Genomic DNA, 22,130 nt, shown 5'->3' with positions numbered 1-22,130 from the left:
ACAGCTATAGGGGCTGGACTGCTAGCTTTAGTCCTGCCCCTATTTTTTATAGAAAGGGAAAATTCATGTCAAGAAAAATCGTCGTTGCTTTGGGAGGAAATGCTATTCTCTCATCTGATCCTTCTGCAAAAGCTCAACAAGAAGCACTTGTAGAAACAGCTAAACACTTAGTTAAATTAATCAAAAATGGGGATGAGTTGATCATCACTCATGGGAATGGTCCTCAAGTAGGAAACCTCTTGCTCCAACACTTGGCTGCAGATTCTGAAAAGAACCCAGCTTTCCCACTTGATTCATTAGTTGCTATGACCGAAGGAAGCATTGGTTACTGGCTTCAAAATGCTCTTCAAAATGCTCTTCTTGAAGAAGGAATTGAAAAAGATGTGGCTTCTGTTGTAACACAAGTCGTTGTTGATAAGAACGACCCAGCTTTCGTTAACCTCAGCAAACCAATTGGCCCATTCTACTCAGAAGAAGAAGCAAAAGCAGAAGCTGAAAAATCAGGTGCAACTTTCAAAGAAGATGCTGGTCGTGGCTGGCGTAAAGTTGTGGCTTCACCAAAACCAGTGGATATCAAAGAAATCAATACCATTCGTACTTTGTTGAACGACGGTCAAGTCGTTGTTGCAGCCGGTGGTGGCGGTATCCCAGTTGTGAAAGAAGCAGATGGTAGCCTATCTGGTGTTGAAGCGGTAATCGATAAAGACTTCGCATCTCAACGTTTGGCTGAATTAGTAGAAGCAGACCTCTTCATCGTCTTGACTGGTGTCGATTATGTCTTTGTGAACTACAACAAACCAGACCAAGCAAAATTGGAACATGTTAATGTGGCTCAATTGGAAGAATATATCAAACAAGACCAATTTGCACCAGGAAGCATGCTTCCTAAAGTAGAAGCTGCCATTGCCTTTGTAAACGGTCGCCCAGAAGGAAAAGCAGTTATTACATCCCTTGAAAACCTTGGAGCTTTGATTGAGTCTGAAAGTGGAACAATCATCCAAAAAGACTAATGAAAAATTAGGAAAAAACTAGTATTTTAAAGCTTATTGTGATAGAATAAGTTTATAGGTAAGCGTTTTACAAGAGACTCTTGTAAAACATCACTCACACTTTGTTGCGTTAGGAGGAAGACAAATGAGTGAAAAAACGAAAAAAGGATTTAAGATGCCTTCATCTTTTTCCGTATTGTTGATAATCATTGCCATTATGGCAGTGTTAACTTGGATCATTCCAGCTGGTCAATACAAGGTTGATAAATCTGGTGCCATCATCGCAGGTAGTTATGAATCTGTGAAACAAAATCCTCAAGGGATTTGGGATGTCTTGATGGCTCCGATCAATGCCATGCTTGGTAAAGCACCAACTAGTGCAGCGATTGACGTAGCCTTCTTCATCTTGATGGTCGGTGGTTTCCTTGGAGTTGTGAACGAAACAGGTACCCTTGATGTAGGGATTGCTTCTATCGTTCGTAAATACAAAGGCCGCGAAAAAATGTTGATCTTGATCTTGATGCCATTGTTTGCCCTTGGTGGGACAACTTATGGTATGGGTGAAGAAACCATGGCCTTCTATCCACTTCTTGTACCTGTTATGATGTCCGTTGGTTTTGACAGCTTAACAGGGGTAGCCATTATCCTTTTAGGATCACAAATCGGATGTTTGGCGTCAACATTGAACCCATTTGCAACAGTTATCGCTTCTGACACTGCAGGTATCTCAAGTGCCTCAGGTCTCTTGCTCCGTGTAATCTTCTGGATTGTCTTGACAGCCCTTAGCACATACTATGTATATCGTTATGCAGATAAGGTTCAAAAAGACCCAACCAAATCTCTCACCTATGCAACTCGTGAAGAAGATTTGAAACACTTCAACGTTGATAGTGGCGAAGAAATTCCTTCACAAATGAACAAGAAACAAAAACGTGTCTTGCTCGTCTTCATTTCAACATTCGTTATCATGGTTGCTGGATTTATCCCATTCAAAGATTTGGGTATTACATTCTTTGAAAACTTTAACGAATCTCTCCATAAAGTTCCAGTGCTTGGTCAATTGATCGGTAACACAGATGCTCTTGGTACATGGTACTTCCCTCAAACAGCTATGCTCTTTGCCTTTATGGGAATCCTTGTTGGTATCATTTATGGCTTGAAAGAAGATAAAATCATTTCATCCTTCATGAATGGTGCAGCTGACCTCTTGAGTGTTGCTCTTATCGTAGCGGTAGCACGTGGTATCCAAGTCATCATGAACGACGGTATGATCACTGCGACAATTCTTCACTGGGGTGAAGAAGGACTTAAAGGTCTTTCATCTCAATTGTTCATTGTCTTGACTTACATTTTCTACTTGCCAATGTCATTCTTGATCCCATCATCGTCTGGTCTTGCCAGCGCAACAATGGGTATCATGGCACCTCTTGGTAAATTCGTCAATGTACCAGGTAGCTTGATTGTCACAGCTTACCAATCTGCATCTGGTGTCTTGAACTTAATCGCACCAACTTCAGGTATCGTAATGGGGGCTCTTGCTCTTGGACGTATTGACTTGAGTGCATGGTGGAAATTCATGGGTAAATTGGTCGTAGCGATTGTTGTGATCACCATTGCCCTTCTTCTACTAGGAACAATGGTTCCATTCTTGCAATAGCATAAAGTAGGTGTTTCATGAAAAATAGAATAAAGGACGATGTAAAAGAGCAGTTTTTAAACTCGCTCCAAACCATCATTTCTTACCCTTCTGTATTAAATGAAGGGGAAAATGGAACACCGTTTGGACAAGCTATCCAAGATGTCCTAGAAAAAACCTTAGAGCTTGCTCGAGAATTAGGTTTTCAAACATATATAGATCCTGAAGGATACTATGGATATGCAGAGATCGGTCAGGGGGAAGAACTCCTGGCCGTTCTTTGTCACTTGGATGTTGTTCCAGCCGGTGATTTACAAGATTGGCAAACGCCACCTTTTGAAGCGACTGTTATAGGTGACTATCTAGTAGGTCGCGGTGTGCAGGATGACAAGGGGCCGTCCCTCGCTGCCCTTTATGCAGTTAAGAGTTTGCTGGATGATGGTATCCAGTTTACCAAACGAATCCGCTTTATCTTTGGAACGGATGAAGAAACCTTGTGGCGCTGTATGAATCGCTACAACCAAATCGAAGAGCAAGCAAATCTTGGATTTGCACCGGATTCCTCTTTCCCATTAACCTATGCTGAAAAAGGCTTATTACAAGTGAAATTGCATGGTCCAGGTTGGGACGATCTTCCCTTACAGGCTGGTCAGGCCCTCAATGTTGTTCCAGACAAGGCGACTTATGCTGGTCATCGTTTGGAAGAGTTGCTTCCTGTTTTGGATCAAAGTGGGGTTCAGTATAGCCAAACAGAAGATTCTGTAACAGTTTTGGGTGTTTCCAAGCACTCTAAAGATGCAGCTGAAGGAGTGAATGCCATTGTCGGTTTAGCGGAAAGTTTATCCCTCATCCAACCCCACCCAGCCTTGCTCTTTATCGCAGATGCTGTTGGTGAGGATGCAACGGGAGAAGCTCTATTTGGCAGAATTACAGATGAACCAAGTGGCGATCTTTCCTTCAATCTTGCGACCCTTGTCATCGATCAAGAACAATCGGAAATCGGGATTGATATCCGGATCCCCGTCTTAGCAGACAAGGATGCCTTAGTAGCTCGTTTGCGAGAAATTGCAGCTAGTTATCAGTTGTCATATGAAGAGTTTGATTATTTGGCTCCTTTATATGTTCCTTTGGATAGTCCTTTAGTCAGCTCTTTGATGGCAGTCTATCAGGAAGAAACTGGTGATAAGACGCCAGCCATGTCTTCTGGTGGTGCGACATTTGCGCGGACCATGGAAAATTGTGTCGCTTTTGGGGCTCTTTTCCCAGGTGCAGAACAGACCGAGCACCAAGCCAATGAACGAGCAAAAATTGACGATCTCTATGCTGCGATGGAAATCTATCGAGAAGCCATTCAACGCTTAGCTACAACATAAAAAGTTTGGAAACTTGGTTTCCAAACTTTTTATTTACTAAAGAAGAAGGGTGGGGTGAATTCTTTTAATTTTTCGAAACAATCCAAAGCTCCTTGATTGTCTTCGCAGATAACCAAACAGACATCGTCTCCACAGATGGTGGCTACAATTTCTTGGAGTTCCAATGCATCTAAGATAGCTCCAAAGGATTGGGCAAGACCTGGAAGAGTTTTTACAACGACCTGGTTTTGAACGGGCCGCAACATGACTAAGGCATCTTCCATATACATCCGCAGTCGATTTTCCCAACGGGAAGGAGCGATGGTGTTCATGGCATAGTAGGAACTATCCCCCTCGTTAATTTTTACTAGATTCAAGGATTTGACATCCCGTGAAAGGGTGGACTGGGTAACGAGAACGCCATTGGCCTCTAAGGCTTCTTGAAGTTCTTGTTGGGTATGAATCCTACGCTCAGAAATAATAGAGCGGATCAAGCGGTGGCGGCTTTCAATTTTATTCATGAGTGACTCCTTTACTTGATGAACATAGCATCCCCAAAACTGAAGAACCGGTAGCGTTCCTGAATAGCATGGTGGTATGCTTCGAGGGTTAATTCACGGCCAGCAAAGGCAGAAACCAACATGACCAGAGTTGATTTTGGAAGGTGGAAGTTGGTTGAAAAGGCATCGACGACTTTCCATTCATAACCTGGTTTGATAAAAATATTGGTCCAACCTGAATCGGCCTGGATGTCTCCATCAAATTTGTTACCAATCGTTTCAAGGGTCCGAATAGAAGTCGTTCCGACGGCTACGATACGTTTCCCTGCAGCTTTTACCTGACGAAGGGTAGCAGCAGCCTCTTCAGAAAGTTGGTAAAATTCAGAGTGCATCTCATGGTCTTCAAGATTGTCCACAGATACTGGACGGAAGGTTCCTAGGCCCACATGAAGGGTCAAATAGACCAGGTGAACCCCTTTTGCTTCAATCTTTTGGAGCAATTCTTGGGTGAAATGAAGACCTGCCGTTGGAGCTGCAGCAGAACCATTTTCTTTGGCGTAAACAGTTTGGTAGCGCTCGCGGTCAGCAAGCTTTTCATGAATATAGGGAGGAAGTGGCATTTCGCCAAGGCTTTCTAGAACTTCTAAAAAGATCCCTTGGTAATGGAAGCGTACGATGCGACCTCCGTGCTCTAATTCTTCCTCAACAGTTGCGGTCAAGCGACCATCTCCGAAGCTGACTGTGGCACCTACCTTTAAGCGTTTTGCAGGTTTTGTCAAGACTTCCCAACAGTCGTCTTGTGTATTCTTAAGGAGAAGGAATTCGACGTGACCACCTGTTTCAAGTTTGACTCCATGAAGGCGGGCAGGTAGAACACGCGTATTGTTCATGACAAGAGCATCTCCTGGCTCCAATTCATCTAAAATGGCATCAAAATGACGGTCTTGGAATTGCCCTGTTTTTCGATCGAGAATCAAGAGTTTAGAGGCATCTCGTTTTTCAAGAGGGGTTTGGGCAATCAGTTCTTCGGGCAAATCAAAGTCAAAGTCGTTGGTATTCATTTGCGCTCCTTTTATAATAAATTTGTGAGTAGATAGATGGTAGTCCCGACAGCTAATAGCATCAGGCAGATTCCCATCAAAAAGATCAGGACCTTGAGAATCTTTCTTTGATGAATCAAGAAAGATAAGAGAAAGACAAGGAGTCCGATCAAAAAAATGATGAATAATAGTGATACAATCATACCTTCCATTATATCACGAATCGACTTGAAAATGAAAAAAACGCCAGAAAAAGATAGCGGTTTCACTTGACAAAAATTGGTCTATACCATATAATAAAAGCATAGAGAAATAGGAGGACTATCCAATGAAAATTATTGAAGTAAAGGACCAAATTGAGGGTGGAAAAGTTGCCTTTGATATATTGAAAGAAACATTACAGAAAGGTGCTCAAACCTTAGGTCTTGCGACTGGAAGCAGTCCCCTTGAGTTTTATAAACAAATTCGTGAAAGTGATTTGGATCTGTCTAACCTAATTAGTGTTAACTTAGATGAATACGTAGGGTTGACGGGAGATGATCCTCAATCTTATCGTTATTTCATGGAGAAGAATCTCTTTGATGCCAAACCATTCAAAGAAAGTTTTCTCCCATCAGGTGTAGAAGAATCTGCCGATCAGGAAGTCATCCGCTATAACAAAATACTCGAAGACCATCCAGTGGACCTCCAAATCTTAGGTATTGGGCGCAATGGACATATCGGTTTTAATGAGCCAGGAACATCCTTTGACAGTCAGACCCACTTAGTTCAGTTGGATGACTCTACGATTGAAGCCAATTCTCGTTTCTTTGATAAGATCGAAGATGTACCAACTCAAGCCATTTCGATGGGGATTGCCAATATCTTAGCTGCGAAATCAATTGTTTTGTTTGCTTATGGGGAATCAAAAGCCCAAGCGATCAAAGGTACGGTAGAAGGTGAAAGAACAGAAAAAGTGCCAGCTAGTGCCCTTCAAGGACATCCAAATGTGACCATTATTGCGGATAAGGAAGCCTTGAGCTTGTTAAGTCGATAAAAAAAAGGACCTATCGCCGATTTATTCGGGTCAGATAGGTTTTTTTCTGCTTTAAAGTATGGTACAATACAAGTAATTATCTGCTGGGATTAGCTCTTTTCATCTACTGGGAGACAAGAGGAAAGGGCATGAGGGCTAGAAGCTTGTTTTAGCTCCCAGCTGAATAGTCTGTTATAAAGGAAACGTTTATGATAAAAAAATATTTGATCCATATTTGCCTCCTTCTGAGTCTCTTGTGTCAGCCAATTCTAGCGAGTGCGGATGAATTGGTGGATATGGCGCAAAAGATGTATCCAAATGACAATGTCCAAGCCATTAACCGCCCGCATTCTTCGCTCATTATTGACGGAAATACGGGAAATGTTCTTTGGAAAGACAATATCGATGAACCCAGAGATCCTGCAAGCATGAGTAAGCTCATGACGCTCTATCTCTTGTTTGAAGATATGGCAAGTGGCAAGATTGGTAAGGATACAGTGATCAAGGCGACCGCTTCAGACCAAGCAATCGGAAAGATCTATGAGATCTCCAACAATAATATTGTTGCTGGGGTAGACTATACAATTCCGGAGTTGATTACCATGACAGTGGTTCCATCCTCAAATGTGTCGACCCTCATGTTGGCTAATCTCATGTCCAACAATGATCCAGATGCCTTTATCGAGCGCATGAATGCCAAGGCTAAGGAATTAGGGATGACCAATACGGTCTGGAATAACCCGAGTGGGGCAGCCATCTCCACCTTGCAAGGCTACTATCCGGTAAACAATTATCCAAATGACGCTGCTAACCAGACAACTGCGCGTGATTTAGGAATTCTGGTCTATCATTTTATCAATAAATACCCAGATATTTTAAACTATACCAATCAAGCACAAGTTACGGTCAAAAAAGGGACTCCGTATGAGGAAACCTTTGATACCTACAATTATTCATTGCCAGGAGCCAAGTATGCTTTGAAAGGTGTGGATGGTTTAAAAACTGGATCAAGTCCTCGTGGAGCCTTCAACTATATCGCGACCATCAAACGGGGCAATCAGCGCTTAATTGCTGTCATTATGGGCGTAGGAGATTGGGCAGATCAAGATGGGGAATACTACCGTCACCCGTTTGGAAATGCTTTGATCGAAAAAGCCTATAAAGATTTTGGCTATAAAAAATTGTTGGATGCAGGTGTCCAGAAGATCGACGGCAAGACCTATAGACTCGAAAAACCCTTCTATGCAACGGTCAAAAAAGGTGCTAAAGAACCGACCCTTGCGGTAAAAAATGGCTATCTGACAGTAGATAATGATCTCTACACCTTGTCTGAAGGTATCCGAGATGATATGAAGGTAGAAGAAGGGGCCAAGCCAGAGCTTGTCAAAGAAACAGCAAGTGGGAAAAAGACAACGGCTAAGCACAGTAAATGGCTTTCGCTGGATCACTTCCTGATCTTGATTCCAATTCTCATTCTTGTCATCATTCTCTCGATTGAAAAACAAAGTCGTGAGAGACGCAAAAAAGAGGCTCAAAAGCGCTATAATAAAGAGTAAAATAAAACCTAACTGATTGTCAGTTGGGTTTTGTCATTGTCTCATTCCGATATTTTTAGAAAGGATTCATATGAAAAAATTCCGAAATTCTTATGCGGCTTATATGTTGCTCTATAGTTTTTATTTTATGTCCACATCTCTCTTTACGACCCTCATTTCCGTCTATTTGATGGGAAAGCACTATAGTGCAACCCAAGTGTCGACCTTGGTATCGGTTGCTTTTTTCTTATCCATGGTAGCCCAACCCTTCTTTGGTTATATCAATGAGCGATTTGGAATCGTAAAAATGACGACCCTCAGTCTGAGTGTGATCATTGGTGGTGTCTTCGGTTTTCTTTGGGCCCCCAATCTCTTTTGGCTGACCGTTTTTTACGGAATTGTTCTAGTCTGTTTGAATGGGACAGCTCCCATGATGGAAGTTTTTGCAACGCAAAGTCCATACGCTTTTGGGAAGATTCGCGTTTGGGGAACCATTGGCTACTCGGTCGGTGTTCAAATAGCCGGCTGGGTCTATCATCAGTTTAGCCCCCAAGCTGTCTATTATACGGTTTTGATCACCATTGTACTCAGCATTTTCTGTCTAAGTGCCGTTCGGATGAAGACAAGAGAGAAAAAAGAAGAAAAGGTTAAAGAGCCAGTTTCTATTCGTCCCCTTCTTCACAATGGACCTTACCTCTTCTTTATCATTTTGATTGGCTTGGCTTCAGGGGTTGGAAATATTGGTCATACCTATATTCCTGAGCTACTCATGGATAGTGGTCTACCAGTTCATATTGCCTCAACAGTTGTGGCTATCTCCGTCGTAGTGGAAGCTCCCTTGATCTTTTTCTCTGATCGATTCATGGACCACTGGCCTTTACGGGTTTTGATCGCTCTTCCAATCGGGATTATTTTTGCTCAATATGTTGTCTACGCTCTTCCAAGTCCTGTCTTCTTAAAAGTGCTTTTGACTCTTTTAGCCAAGCATACAACAGGGATGGTTTTGATTATGGTCTCCTTACGGTTTATCGCCCAACAGGTAAATGGCAAAGACTTGGTTCTTGCTATGGCCATTGTCCAAGGAGCTCGTTATTTAGGAACCATTCTTTTACAACCCCTCGCAGCCCTCTGTATTGAAAGAGGCGGTTACCAAGTCATGAGTTTCTTTTTAGCAGGGGTTGTAGGGATCGTCTTTTTGCTGAGCTTTGCCTTAAAAATGCCCCAAGGGAAGGCTCACGGCCTTTTTGGTGGCAAAGTAGACTAATGAAATTGTTACAATTGTATGACTAATCATCGAGGAGTTGGACAGAAACACTGATTTCACAGTGTTTTGTCCGGCTTTTTTGATATTATTAAGAACTAGTAATTGATTTGGCAATCAAAGTATTCGATGGTAGAATGAGGTAAAATAAATATAAAGGAGACCATTTTATGAAAAAAATGATCTTATCGACAGCTGCTCTTTTGACGATTGTTTCCCTAGCTGCTTGTTCAAACAAACAAGACACAAAGAAGGAAACTTCAAATAGTCAATCAACTACTAAAGTGACGAGCAAATCTGCCAACACTTCAAAAAGCAAGGATACCTCAACAGATTCAGAAGAGACTTCATCTTCTAGCCTCTTAACAGACGCTGAAATCAGCAAGGCTAAAACAGTTGGAGACTTTAAAAAGTTGTTTGCAAAATTAATGGATCAATCTGTTTCTATTACTGAAGAAGCAGGTACTTCTGTGACAGGTTCTGCAAAAGAACAATACGATGCAATGATTAGTACCTTAAAGCAAGGATTAGAAAACCAAAAAGATATCTTTAATGAAAGCTTGGAAAGCATCGGTTCAGATAGTACTGTCGTTCCTAAAGAAGACCGTGAAGCTCTGATCGAAAGCTTGAAAGATGCTCGAGAAGAGTTGGAAAGTACTCGCAAAGAGATGAAAGATATGCAGAAAGAATTGAGTAAATCTCCTGTTGCTGATGATTCTAGTGACGATTCAGACTCAGATTCTGACGAATAATAGCAAAAAAAGGTTGGAAATTTCCAGCCTTTTTCTTATTTTTTTCGAATGATATAGATGAGGAGGTGGGGCTATGTTTATTGCCATGGATAAAAATAAAGAGCGCTGGAATTGTATGGAGGAGATTCCGCCTGTGACAGAAGGTCCCTTCTATTGCTTGGTTTGTCATAGTCCAGTGCGTCTAAAAAATGGCTCGGTTCTACGGGCTCATTTTGCTCATATAAAATTACAGCATTGTCCCTATCATCACGAAGCTGAGAGTTTTGAACATCTGGAATTGAAAGCTTGTCTTTATGATTGGGCCTCTAAGGAATCTAATACAGAGGTAGAAAGTTATTTAGCAGACTTTCAACAAATTGCCGATCTTTTGGTAGTAGACAAGAACTTAGCTTTGGAAGTGCAGTGCAGCTCCCTATCTTTAGAACGCTTGAAGGAGAGGAGCGATGCTTATCGATCCAACGGTTACCAGGTCTATTGGTTACTTGGTAAAAAGTTGTGGCTCAAGGAAAGACTAACAAAGCTACAGGCTGGCTTTCTTTATTTTAGTCAGAATCGAGGGTTCCATCTTTGGGAATTGGATCTGACAAAGAAAGAGCTACGTCTGCAATACCTCATTCATGAGGATTTACGAGGGCGATTGCATTATCAAACAGAAGTTTTCCCTTTTGGTCAAAGGTCTTTACTGGAAGTCTTACGGACCCCTTATCTTTCGCAACCCATGCAGCAAATGGCAGTCGAGCTCGATCGTACATTTTTAACGTATATACAGCAGCAACTCTTTTATCGTCATCCAAAGTGGCTGAAGCTTCAGGAAGAACTCTATTTGCAGGGACACCATCTGATGGAACTGGGGCTGGATTTCTTTTATCCTCTTTGTCGTCCGATCCTTTCACAGAACTTGCTCCAAATTGAAGAGGATGTAGAAGATTACTACCAGCAATTTATGGTCTATTATCAGTCGCAAGGGATCCAACCCGTTCAGATCCTTTATCCCCCACGTTTTTATGCTCAACAGAAAAGCTAACTTTCTAAGATAGAAATCCTCCCGAAATGTTCATTTTTATGCTAAAATAGAACCATTGGAGGATTAATCGAAATGGTAAAACAACGTAATGAAATTGATGAAAAATACCAATGGGATTTGTCGACAATTTTTGCGACAGATCAAGCTTGGGAAGAAGAAGCAGCCAGCTTAGCTGCAGATATTAAAGCAGCAAACCACTATGCTGGCCATTTGTTGGATTCAGCGCAAACACTTTTGGATACAACCAATGCATATTTGGAATTGAGCCGTCGCATAGAAAAGGTCTACGTCTATGCCCATATGAAAAATGACCAAGATACACGAGTGGCTAAATACCAAGAGTACCAATCAAAAGGGATGTCTCTTTATAGCTTGTTAGGCGAAACCTTTGCCTTCTATGAGCCTGAATTCATGGCCATTACGGATGAGCAGTACAAAGCCTTTGTGAGTGAGGTTCCAGACTTGGAGCAATATGGTCATTATTTTGATCGTTTGCTTGAGAAGAAAGAACATGTCTTGTCTCAAAAAGAAGAGGAATTACTTGCAGGAGCTGGTGAGATCTTTGCGGCTGGTGGAGAAACTTTTGAAATCTTGGACAATGCAGATATTGTTTTCCCAACTGTACATGATGACAAGGGCGAAGAAGTTCAATTAACCCATGGGAACTATATTTCTTTGGTAGAATCTAAAGATCGTGCCGTTCGTAAAGAAGCTTACGAAGGTCTCTACAAGGTCTATGAACAGTACCAACATACCTATGCTAAAACCTTGCAAACCAATGTGAAAGTTCATAACTTTAATGCCAAAGTTCGCAAATTCTCATCTGCTCGTGAAGCGGCCCTTTCTGAAAACTTTGTACCAGAAAGTGTTTATGATAGCTTGGTAGCAGCGGTGAACAAACATTTGCCACTCTTGCAACGCTATGTGCAATTGCGCTCAAAAATTCTTGGAATCTCAGACTTGAAGATGTACGATATGTATACGCCATTATCCGATACAGACTACAAGTTTACTTATGAAGAATCATTGGCCAAAGCAGAAGAAGTCTTGGCTGTTTTGGGTGAGGACTACCTTTCTCGTGTAAAACGTGCCTTTAGCGAACGGTGGATTGATGTGCATGTCAACCAAGGAAAACGCTCAGGTGCTTATTCAGGTGGTTCTTATGATACCAATGCCTTCATGTTGTTGAACTGGCAAGATACATTGGATAATCTCTTCACCTTGGTGCATGAAACTGGTCACAGTATGCATTCTAGCTATACCCGTGAAACCCAGCCTTATGTCTATGGGGACTATTCCATCTTCCTTGCCGAAATCGCCTCTACAACCAATGAAAATATCCTGACCGAACGTCTGTTAGAAGAAGTAGAAGACGATGCAACTCGCTTTGCTATTTTGAATCACTTCTTGGATGGCTTCCGTGGAACCGTCTTCCGTCAAACCCAGTTTGCCGAATTTGAGCATGCCATTCATAAAGCAGACCAAGAAGGTACCGTTTTGACTAGTGAGTTCTTGAACAACCTTTATGCAGAGCTCAATGAAAAATACTATGGTCTTTCAAAAGAAGACAACCCTGAGATCCAATATGAATGGGCTCGGATTCCTCACTTCTACTATAACTACTACGTCTTCCAATATTCAACAGGTTTTGCAGCAGCTTCTGCCTTAGCTGAAAAAATAGTTCACGGAACCCAGGAAGATCGCGACAAATATATCGACTACTTGAAAGCTGGAAACTCTGATTATCCGCTCAACGTTATCCGCAAAGCAGGTGTGGATATGGAAAAAGAAGACTACTTGGACGCAGCCTTTGCGGTCTTCGAACGTCGTTTGAATGAATTTGAAGCCCTAGTAGAAAAATTAGGACTCGCATAAGATGGTAGAGTCTTATAGTAAAAATGCCAACCACAATATGCGCCGGCCAGTCGTTAAAGACGAGATCGTTGACTTTATGCGTACGCGTCAAAAGCCGGTATCTGGTGCCCTAAAGGAATTAGAATCATTCGCCCGTAAGGAAAATATTCCCATCATTCCGCATGAAACTGTAGCCTACTTTAGACTGCTCCTGCAAGCCTTACAACCAAAGAAAATCCTTGAAATTGGGACAGCAATTGGATTTTCAGCGCTCTTAATGGCTGAAAATGTTCCCGATGCACAAATTACCACTATTGATCGGAATGAAGAGATGATTGGTTTTGCCAAGGAAAATCTGGCTAAATACGATCAGAGAAAGCAAATCACCTTGCTTGAAGGGGATGCGGTAGATGTCTTGCAGAATTTGACAGAGACCTATGACTTTGTCTTCATGGACTCTGCTAAGTCTAAGTATATCGTCTTTTTACCACGAATTCTCGAACTCTTAGAGGTTGGGGGAGTCGTGGTACTGGATGATATTTTCCAAGGGGGAGATGTTGCCAAAGACATCATGGAAGTGCGTCGTGGGCAACGAACCATTTACCGGGGGCTTCAGAACCTCTTTAATGCGACTCTCAATCATCCAGATTTGACCGCTAGTTTGGTGCCACTTGGAGATGGTATTTTGATGATTCGGAAAAATGCAGAGACAGTAACCTTGCCAGATCCTAGCTCTTTTAGGTAAATTTAAGGTATTCTCTCTAATTTGTGGTAAAATAGAAGAAGTTTAAAAAGAACGGAGAATAATTTTCATGAAGAAAAAACTTGTAGCAGGTGCTGTGACCTTGCTATCAGTCGTAACACTAGCAGCATGTGCCAATGGTACAAACAAAGATGTCGTTACCATGAAAGGCGACGCGATTTCAGTTTCTGATTTCTATGATGAAATCAAAACCAACCAAGGAGCTCAACAAGTTCTTTTTCAAATGACCATCAATAAGGTTTTTGAAAAAGAATATGGATCAAAAGTTTCTGATAAAGAAGTTGATAAAGAATTGGCTAAACAAAAGAAACAATTAGGTAAACAATTTGATGCTTACTTGGCGCAACAAGGCTTGACGGAAGAAACAGCGAAGAAGCAAATCCGTAGCAATATGTTGTTGGAATATGCAGTTAACCAAGCTGCTAAGAAAGATATCAAAGAGTCTGACTACAAGGCGGCTTTTGAATCCTACACACCAGAAGTGACAGCACAAATTATCAAGTTGAATTCAGAAGATAAAGCAAAAGAAGTGTTGGAAGCAGCTAAAGCAGAAGGTGCAGATTTTGCCCAAATCGCCAAAGATAATTCAACAGATACTGCTACAAAAGACAAAGGTGGCGAAGTCAAGTTCGATTCAGGAACAGCAGGTATTCCATCTCAAGTCAAAGAAGCTGCCTTTAAGTTGAATGAAAATGGGATTTCAGATGTGATCACAGTTTCAGCAGGTCAAAACTATTCTGCTAGCTACTATATTGTCAAATTGAATAAGAAGACAGATAAAGGCTCTGACTGGAAGAAATACGAAAAACGTTTGAAAGAGATCATTGTCGATGGTCGTAAGCAAGATACCAACTACATCCGTAGCATTATTGCAAAAGCGATGACCAATGCCAATATCAAGGTCAAAGATGATGCCTTCAAATCAACATTTAACCAATATTTGCAAAATATCGGTGTTCAAACAAGTGATAGCAGCTCATCATCTAAAAAATAGTTGACGGTTCCTTTTGGAACTTGTATAATGAAATAGTTGAGATTAAATCATTGTTACTCGGAATCAGAGAAGTGGCGGGGGTGCGAGCCATGGAAGAGAAATGATTTTGCTACTCGGCTGAGACAATTGCATATAAAATGAAGAATGACAAGTTCATTGAATGAAGGTGGTACCGCGGTTTTTCGCCCTTCGTTTAGTGGCTTGTCTTTTGTTTATGGGCAGTTGTCTGGAGCTTTTTAAAGGAGATCAAAAGATGCGAACCTATCAGGTGAAACAAAAATTTCGATTGGGTGGCGAGCGCTTCGATATCAAAGATGAGTTGGGAAATGTTGAATACCAGGTAGAGGGCTCCTTTCTTAAGGTTCCTAAGACCTTTACCATCTATGATCAAAATGGAGAAAAAGTCAGCCATATCACCAAAAAAACAATCAGCCTTCTTCCAAAATTTGTGATTGAGTTGATGAATGGGGATCGCTTTTATATCCATAAAAAGCTGACGCTCTTCAGAGACAAATACGATATCGAAGATTTGGGGCTTCGGGTGCAGGGAAATATCTGGGACCTGGAATTCAAATTGTTCGATGATCGGGATCAAATCGTCGCTGAGATTAGCAAGGAACTCTTTCATCTCACCTCGACTTACCAAGTATTGGTGTATGAGGATGAATACGCTGATTTAGTCATCTCACTTTGTGTCGCTATCGATTATGTCGAAATGTTAGAAGCTGGCGCAAATTAATCTTAAAAAAATTAGGAGAAAAATATGAAACAATTATCTAGTGCACAAGTCCGTCAAATGTGGCTTGATTTCTGGGCAAGCAAAGGTCACTCTGTAGAACCATCTGTTAGCTTGGTTCCAGTAAACGACCCAACGCTTTTGTGGATTAACTCAGGGGTTGCCACTCTTAAGAAATACTTCGACGGAACCATCAAACCTGAAAATCCACGGATTACCAATGCTCAAAAAGCCATCCGTACCAACGATATCGAAAACGTAGGGAAGACTGCCCGTCACCATACCATGTTTGAAATGTTGGGGAACTTCTCTATTGGAGATTACTTCCGTGATGAAGCCATTACGTGGGCTTATGAGCTTTTGACAAGTCCGGAATGGTTTGATTTCCCTAAAGACAAACTTTACATGACCTATTACCCTGACGACAAGGATTCATACAACCGTTGGATCGCTGTTGGGGTAGATCCAAGTCACTTGATCCCAATCGAAGACAATTTCTGGGAGATCGGTGCGGGACCTTCTGGACCAGATACAGAAATCTTCTTTGACCGTGGAGAAGCCTTTGACCCTGAAAACATCGGTCTTCGTCTGCTTGCGGAAGATATCGAAAACGACCGTTACATCGAAATCTGGAACATTGTCTTGTCACAATTTAACGCTGACCCAGCAGTTCCTCGTAGCGAATACAAGGAATTACCACACAAGAACATTGATACGGGCGCAGGTTTGGAACGTTTGGTAGCCGTTATCCAAGGGGCGAAGACTAACTTTGAAACAGACCTCTTCATGCCGATCATCCGTGAAGTGGAAAAGATGTCTGGTAAAACCTATGATCCAGATGGCGATAACATGAGCTTCAAGGTGATTGCTGACCACATCCGTTCGCTTTCATTTGCGATTGGAGATGGGGCTCTTCCAGGTAATGAAGGACGCGGTTACGTTCTTCGTCGTCTCCTCCGTCGTGCTTCCATGCATGGTCAAAAATTGGGGATTGAAGGAACCTTCTTGTATAAATTGGTTCCAACCGTTGGGAAGATCATGGAAAGCTACTACCCAGAAGTACTTGAAAAACAAGACTTTATCGAAAAAATTATCAAGAGTGAAGAAGAATCATTTGCTCGTACCTTGAACTCTGGTCAACACTTTGCCCAAACCATCGTTGAAGACTTGAAAGCCAAAGGTCAAACAGTGATTGCTGGTCAAGATGTCTTCAAACTCTATGATACATACGGATTCCCAGTGGAATTGACAGAAGAAATCGCAGAAGAAGCAGGTATGACAGTCGACCGTGAAGGTTTTGAAGCAGCCATGAAGGAACAACAAGAACGTGCGCGTGCATCAGCTGTTAAAGGCGGATCCATGGGGATGCAAAATGAAACCCTTCAAAACATTACAGTTGAAAGTAGCTTCAACTACAATGCTAGCCAATTGCCTTCTAAGTTGGTGGCTATTGTAGCGGACAATGCAGAAGTAGAAGCTGTATCTGAAGGGACTGCATCACTGATCTTTGCAGAAACTCCATTCTATGCTGAAATGGGTGGACAAGTTGCGGACCATGGTCAAATCTTGGATGCTGCAGGAAACGTCGTAGCGACAGTGACAGATGTTCAAAAAGCACCAAATGGACAACCACTTCATACTGTTGAAGTTCTTGCTCCTCTTGCCTTGAACCAAGAATACACCTTGGCGATCGATACCAATCGTCGTCATCGTGTCATGAAGAACCACACTGCGACTCACTTGCTCCATGCGGCTCTTCACAATATCCTTGGTAACCATGCAACCCAAGCAGGATCTCTCAACGAAGTAGAATTCCTTCGCTTTGACTTTACCCACTTCCAAGCCGTAACTCCTGAAGAATTGCGAGCTATTGAACAACAAGTCAATGAAAAGATTTGGGAAGCGATCGCAGTCGAAACAATTGAAACAGATATCGATACTGCTAAAGAAATGGGAGCCATGGCCCTCTTTGGTGAGAAATACGGTAAGGAAGTCCGTGTTGTCACTATTGGTGATTACTCTGTTGAGCTCTGTGGTGGTACTCACGTAGGTAACACTTCTGAAATTGGTCTCTTCAAGATTGTCAAAGAAGAAGGGATCGGATCAGGAACTCGTCGTATCTTGGCAGTGACTGGTAAGGAAGCCTTTGAAGCTTATCGTGAACAAGAAGATGCTCTGAAAGCAGTCGCAGCAACTTTGAAAGCTCCTCAACTCAAAGAAGTCCCTCACAAGGTGGAAGGTCTTCAAGAACAACTCCGTCAATTGCAAAAAGAAAATGCAGAATTGAAGGAAAAAGCAGCAGCAGCGGCAGCAGGTGATGTCTTCAAGAATGTTCAAGAAGCAAACGGACACCGTTACATTGCCAGCCAAGTTTCTGTATCAGATGCAGGTGCCCTTCGTACCTTTGCGGATAACTGGAAACAAAAAGATTACTCTGATGTGCTTGTTCTTGTCGCAGCCATCGGTGACAAGGTCAATGTCCTTGTAGCCAGCAAGACAAAAGATGTGCATGCAGGTAATGTGATCAAAGAATTGGCTCCAATCGTCGATGGACGTGGTGGTGGTAAACCAGACATGGCCATGGCAGGAGGAAGCAACCAAGCCAAGATCCAAGAATTGTTGGATGCTGTAGCAGGTAAATTGTAATTATCGAAGAGGTTGGATGTTTGTTCAACCTCTTTTTTCAAAAAAGAAGCAGATCCAATTAGAAAAAGATTGCAACAAAAAAACCTTTCCGTCTGGAAAGGTTTCAGATTGAAGATAAAGTCTTCTGAAAAACTTTCCTTAGGTGAGTACGGACGTCAGCGAACTTCTACGAAGTTCCATGACTAATTCTTGAGACTAAGGTCTCAAGAATTCCGAGTGTCTGAGACTACTATGTCTCAGACACTTTTCTCACGGCGGAAAGTTTTTAATCTTTAAAAAATAAAAGTCATTTTTTGAAAATCATCTATCTGTTTTATGTAAAACAATAGGTTGTCTACATTTAAAAACCTTTCCAAACGGAAAGGTTTTTCTTCTTATAGTCCGTAATTGTAATCGTCATCCTGCATGGCTTCTACTTCACCGAGAAGGTAACCATTTCCGACTTGAGAGAAGAAGTCGTGGTTAGATGTACCGGTTGAGATTCCGTTCATAACGATTGGGTTGACGTCATCCGCTGAGTCTGGGAAGAGTGGATCTTGTCCCAAGTTCATGAGGGCTTTATTAGCATTGTAGCGAAGGAAGGTCTTGACTTCCTCTGTCCAGCCCACACCGTCATAGAGGCTCTCTGTATAGCCTTCTTCATTTTCATAGAGGGTATAGAGCAGGTCATACATCCATTCTTTGAGTTTTTCTTGTTCTTCTTCTGGTAATTCGTTAAATCCAAGTTGGAACTTGTAGCCGATATAGGTTCCGTGAACTGATTCGTCCCGAATGATCAACTTGATGATCTCAGCTACGTTGGCCAATTTGTTGTTTCCAAGATAGTAGAGAGGTGTGAAGAAACCAGAGTAGAAGAGGAAGGTCTCAAGGAAAACGCTGGCGACTTTCTTTTCAAGGGGAGTCCCATTGAGATAGATTTCGTTGATGATTTCTGCCTTCCTTTGAAGGAAAGGATTGGTGTTGGTCCATTCGAAAATCTCTTCGATTTCTGACTTGGTATTCAAAGTAGAAAAGATAGAAGAGTATGACTTAGCATGGACAGATTCCATAAATTGGATGTTGTTAAAGACAGCTTCTTCATGGGGAGTACGAATATCCGCACGAAGGGCTTGAACACCTGTTTCAGATTGCATGGTATCTAGAAGAGTTAATCCCCCAAAGACTTTACCAACTAGGTCTTTTTCTTTATTAGATAACTTTCTCCAGTCATCCAAGTCGTTTGACAAAGGGATACGTGTATCCAACCAGAATTGCTCTGTCAGTTTTTCCCAGGTCGATTTATCGATGACATCTTCGATCGCATTCCAGTTAATGGCTTTGTAGTATGTTTCCATTTGCATCACTTTCTTTTTCTATTCATTCAATCGTTACTATTCTACCATAAATTGATAGAATACCGCACAAAAAGTCGGCGAACCGACTTTTGATAGCTATCTAGGATAGCGGATTAGATGACACAGCTTTCACATTGGTTGGCGCCAACTTCTCCACCATCATCTGTAAAGGTACGGACGTAGTAGATAGACTTGATACCCTTGTTAAAGGCGTAGTTCCGAAGGATAGACAAGTCACGAGTGGTTTGTTTGTTTTCAGTTTTCCATTCGTAAAGACCCTTTGGAATATCGCTGCGCATAAAGAGAGTCAGTGAAAGACCTTGGTCTACATGCTCAGTTGCAGCAGCATAGACATCGATGACTTTTCGCATATCCATGTCGTAGGCAGAAGTGTAGTAAGGAATCGTTTCCGTTGACAATCCTGCTGCAGGGTAGTAGATCTTACCGATTTTCTTCTCTTGGCGTTCTTCAATCCGTTGTGTAATTGGGTGGATAGAAGCAGATACGTCATTGATGTAGCTGATAGATCCATTTGGTGCGACAGCTAGGCGGTTTTGGTGGTAAAGACCATCTGCTTGAACTTTAGCACGCAGTTCTGCCCAATCCTCAGCACTTGGGATAAAGATATCTTTAAAGAGTTCTTTGACGCGATCAGATTTTGGTACAAATTCTCCAGTCGTGTACTTATCAAAGTAAGTACCATTGGCATAATCAGATTTTTCGAAGTTGTGGAAGGTAACACCACGTTCGCGCGCAATGTTGTTTGATTCTACGAGAGTCCAGTAGTTCATGAGCATGAAGTAGATGCTCGTAAACTCAATAGACTCCGGTGATCCGTATTCGATCAATTGTTGGGCAAGGTAGCTATGAAGTCCCATGGCTCCAAGACCAAAGGTATGCGCCAGTTTATTTCCGTGGTCAATAGTTGGAACGGCTACGATATGAGAGCTATCTGTAACGAAGGTCAAAGCACGAACCATGGCACGAATCGAACGACCAAAATCAGGTGAAGTCATCATGTTAACTACGTTGGTTGAACCAAGGTTACAGGAGACGTCTGTTCCCATTTGAACAAATTCTTGGGCATCGTTGATCAAGCTTGGTTCTTGAACTTGAAGGATCTCTGAACACAAGTTACTCATGATGATTTTTCCATCAACAGGGTTTGCCCGGTTAGCAGTATCAATGTTGACTACATATGGATAGCCAGATTCTTGTTGCAATTTAGAAATTTCAGTTTCCAAATCACGTGCCTTAATTTTAGTCTTGCGGATATTTGGATTAGCAACCAACTCATCGTATTTTTCAGTGATGTCGATGTAGTTAAATGGTACTCCGTATTCACGTTCCACAGAGTATGGGCTGAAGAGGTACATTTCTTCATTCTTACGCGCCAACTCGTAGAACTTGTCTGGCACGACGACCCCAAGTGAGAGAGTCTTCACCCGAACTTTTTCATCAGCATTTTCTTTCTTAGTTGAAAGGAAGGCGATGATGTCTGGGTGGAAGACGTTGAGGTAAACCACCCCAGCCCCTTGGCGTTGTCCCAATTGGTTAGAGTAAGAGAAGCTATCTTCGAAGAGTTTCATAACTGGAACCACTCCAGAAGCGGCTCCTTCATACCCTTTGATTGGTGCTCCAGCTTCACGAAGGTTGCTGAGAGAAATCCCAACCCCACCACCGATACGAGACAGTTGAAGGGCAGAGTTGATGGAACGTCCGATCGCATTCATATCATCGGTTACTTGGATCAAGAAACATGATACCAATTCCCCACGGCGGGCACGTCCAGCGTTTAAGAAAGAAGGAGTAGCTGGTTGGTAGCGTTGGTGGATAATTTCGTTTGCGATGTCTCGCGCGATAGCTTCATTTCCATCAGCAAAATAGAGAGCATTGAAAAAGACACGGTCTTCCATGCTTTCAAGATAGTATTCTCCATCATTTGTTTTCAAAGCGTATTGGTTATAGAATTTGTAGGCCGCCATGAAGGACTTGAATTGGAAGTTTTGATCTTTGATAAATTGGGCCAATTCCTCTAAAAATTCAGGACGGTATTTCTCGATAAAAGCTCTCTCAATGTAATTGTGCTCGAGAAGGTACTGAATCTTGTCTGTAATCGAGTCAAAGGTTTTAGTATTTGGTACAACATTTTCTTTAAAGAACGCATCCAAAGCTTCTTTATCTTTATGAAGCATGATTTGGCCGTTTACTGGACGGTTGATTTCATTGTTAAGACGAAAATACGTCACATCTTCAAGAGATTTTAATCCCATAATAATCCTTTTCTAGTTCAAAAAAATGAAGAGGAGAAGTCCTCTCTTTCCAAGTAAAAAGTCTAGTGTTAGGTTGCTAACGCTAGACCCTATTTAAGCAAAATACTGTGTTTATTAAGAAAGTTTCTTCAACTTAGCTGGTTGAAAACCAGAAAATACTTCATCCGGTGTTTGAATAACTGGAGCAGCATTGAAGCCAAGGTTCTTAACATGCTCTACAAATTCTGGCTGTTCATCTAAGTTAATTTCGCGGTATTCCACATGATTGCTATCGAGGAATCGCTTGGTCATTTTGCATTGAACACAATTATTTTTTGAATAAATGGTTACCATTTCTTTTTCGTTCTCCTATCGAAATATAAATCTGTAAACAGTATAAACAAAATCCAGCAACTTGTCAACAAAATAAAACTAAATATTGTGCAA

Annotated in this window: 18 protein-coding genes; 13 read left to right on the top strand and 5 right to left on the bottom strand. The window is 41.8% G+C overall.

Translation table 11 applies throughout. The features are described 5' to 3' along the window. Positions 1-65: 65 nt before the first annotated feature. The 3 genes from arcC to SM121_RS08370 all read left to right on the top strand — a co-directional run bounded on the left by arcC (position 66) and on the right by SM121_RS08370 (position 3,998). The gene (arcC, locus tag SM121_RS08380) at positions 66-1,010 is read left to right on the top strand and encodes a carbamate kinase (RefSeq protein ID WP_049514058.1); all 945 of its coding nucleotides are present in this window, start codon (positions 66-68) and stop codon (positions 1,008-1,010) included. A gap of 124 nt (positions 1,011-1,134) precedes the next feature. Beyond that, positions 1,135-2,646, top strand: coding sequence for a YfcC family protein (locus tag SM121_RS08375; protein ID WP_320910843.1), 1,512 nt, complete (start codon positions 1,135-1,137; stop codon positions 2,644-2,646). A gap of 17 nt (positions 2,647-2,663) precedes the next feature. Then, positions 2,664-3,998: a dipeptidase gene (locus SM121_RS08370; protein WP_151378887.1), complete on the top strand. Its 1,335-nt coding sequence runs from the start codon at positions 2,664-2,666 to the stop codon at positions 3,996-3,998. A 29-nt stretch (positions 3,999-4,027) separates the two neighbouring features. On the opposite strand, the gene SM121_RS08365 is transcribed toward SM121_RS08370, so the two are convergent. After that, the gene (locus tag SM121_RS08365) at positions 4,028-4,498 is read right to left on the bottom strand and encodes an arginine repressor (protein WP_320910842.1); all 471 of its coding nucleotides are present in this window, start codon (positions 4,496-4,498) and stop codon (positions 4,028-4,030) included. 11 nt (positions 4,499-4,509) lie between these two features. Beyond that, positions 4,510-5,538 carry a tRNA preQ1(34) S-adenosylmethionine ribosyltransferase-isomerase QueA gene (gene queA / locus SM121_RS08360; RefSeq protein ID WP_320910841.1) on the bottom strand — a complete coding sequence of 343 codons (1,029 nt, stop codon included), beginning with the start codon at positions 5,536-5,538 and terminating at the stop codon, positions 4,510-4,512. Between the two features lie 307 nt (positions 5,539-5,845). Between queA and SM121_RS08355 the strand changes: the two genes are divergently transcribed. The 10 genes from SM121_RS08355 (at position 5,846) to alaS (ending at position 18,097) form a co-directional block, all read left to right on the top strand. Then, positions 5,846-6,553 (top strand): glucosamine-6-phosphate deaminase, encoded by a 708-nt coding sequence (locus SM121_RS08355; protein WP_151378885.1) that lies wholly within the window; start codon positions 5,846-5,848, stop codon positions 6,551-6,553. A gap of 188 nt (positions 6,554-6,741) precedes the next feature. Then, the gene (locus SM121_RS08350; protein ID WP_320910840.1) at positions 6,742-8,088 is read left to right on the top strand and encodes a DUF1958 domain-containing protein; all 1,347 of its coding nucleotides are present in this window, start codon (positions 6,742-6,744) and stop codon (positions 8,086-8,088) included. Positions 8,089-8,158: 70 nt separating this feature from the next. After that, the gene (locus tag SM121_RS08345; RefSeq protein ID WP_195487053.1) at positions 8,159-9,331 is read left to right on the top strand and encodes an MFS transporter; all 1,173 of its coding nucleotides are present in this window, start codon (positions 8,159-8,161) and stop codon (positions 9,329-9,331) included. 167 nt (positions 9,332-9,498) lie between these two features. Next, positions 9,499-10,080 (top strand): lipoprotein, encoded by a 582-nt coding sequence (locus SM121_RS08340; RefSeq protein WP_155168933.1) that lies wholly within the window; start codon positions 9,499-9,501, stop codon positions 10,078-10,080. Positions 10,081-10,153: 73 nt separating this feature from the next. Further along, positions 10,154-11,104: a competence protein CoiA family protein gene (locus SM121_RS08335; RefSeq protein ID WP_155168935.1), complete on the top strand. Its 951-nt coding sequence runs from the start codon at positions 10,154-10,156 to the stop codon at positions 11,102-11,104. Positions 11,105-11,176: 72 nt separating this feature from the next. Beyond that, on the top strand, positions 11,177-12,979 hold the full coding sequence (pepF, locus tag SM121_RS08330; protein WP_320910839.1) for an oligoendopeptidase F: 1,803 nt from the start codon (positions 11,177-11,179) through the stop codon (positions 12,977-12,979). Between the two features lies 1 nt (position 12,980). Further along, positions 12,981-13,703, top strand: coding sequence for an O-methyltransferase (locus tag SM121_RS08325; RefSeq protein WP_155125645.1), 723 nt, complete (start codon positions 12,981-12,983; stop codon positions 13,701-13,703). Between the two features lie 67 nt (positions 13,704-13,770). Further along, positions 13,771-14,715, top strand: coding sequence for a peptidylprolyl isomerase PrsA (gene prsA, locus SM121_RS08320; RefSeq protein WP_155125647.1), 945 nt, complete (start codon positions 13,771-13,773; stop codon positions 14,713-14,715). Positions 14,716-14,968: 253 nt separating this feature from the next. Then, positions 14,969-15,454 carry an LURP-one-related/scramblase family protein gene (locus SM121_RS08315; protein WP_320910838.1) on the top strand — a complete coding sequence of 162 codons (486 nt, stop codon included), beginning with the start codon at positions 14,969-14,971 and terminating at the stop codon, positions 15,452-15,454. 24 nt (positions 15,455-15,478) lie between these two features. Continuing rightward, positions 15,479-18,097 carry an alanine--tRNA ligase gene (gene alaS / locus SM121_RS08310; RefSeq protein WP_004219906.1) on the top strand — a complete coding sequence of 873 codons (2,619 nt, stop codon included), beginning with the start codon at positions 15,479-15,481 and terminating at the stop codon, positions 18,095-18,097. 374 nt (positions 18,098-18,471) lie between these two features. On the opposite strand, the gene nrdF is transcribed toward alaS, so the two are convergent. The 3 genes from nrdF to nrdH form a co-directional block, all read right to left on the bottom strand. After that, a complete protein-coding gene (nrdF, locus tag SM121_RS08305) occupies positions 18,472-19,431 on the bottom strand; it encodes a class 1b ribonucleoside-diphosphate reductase subunit beta (protein ID WP_031573445.1) in 960 nt (319 codons plus the stop codon). Between the two features lie 113 nt (positions 19,432-19,544). Further along, positions 19,545-21,704, bottom strand: a complete 2,160-nt coding sequence (nrdE, locus tag SM121_RS08300; protein WP_031573442.1) for a class 1b ribonucleoside-diphosphate reductase subunit alpha — start codon at positions 21,702-21,704, stop codon at positions 19,545-19,547. A 114-nt stretch (positions 21,705-21,818) separates the two neighbouring features. Next, positions 21,819-22,037 carry a glutaredoxin-like protein NrdH gene (gene nrdH / locus SM121_RS08295; protein ID WP_003006408.1) on the bottom strand — a complete coding sequence of 73 codons (219 nt, stop codon included), beginning with the start codon at positions 22,035-22,037 and terminating at the stop codon, positions 21,819-21,821. Between the last annotated feature and the right edge of the window lie 93 nt (positions 22,038-22,130).

The sequence above is a fragment of the Streptococcus sp. S1 genome (genome assembly GCF_034137685.1).
GTDB classification, from domain to species: Bacteria; Bacillota; Bacilli; order Lactobacillales; family Streptococcaceae; genus Streptococcus; species Streptococcus dentalis.
Note: the sequence above shows the minus strand (reverse complement) of the source record. Positions and strands in the feature narration are given on the sequence as shown.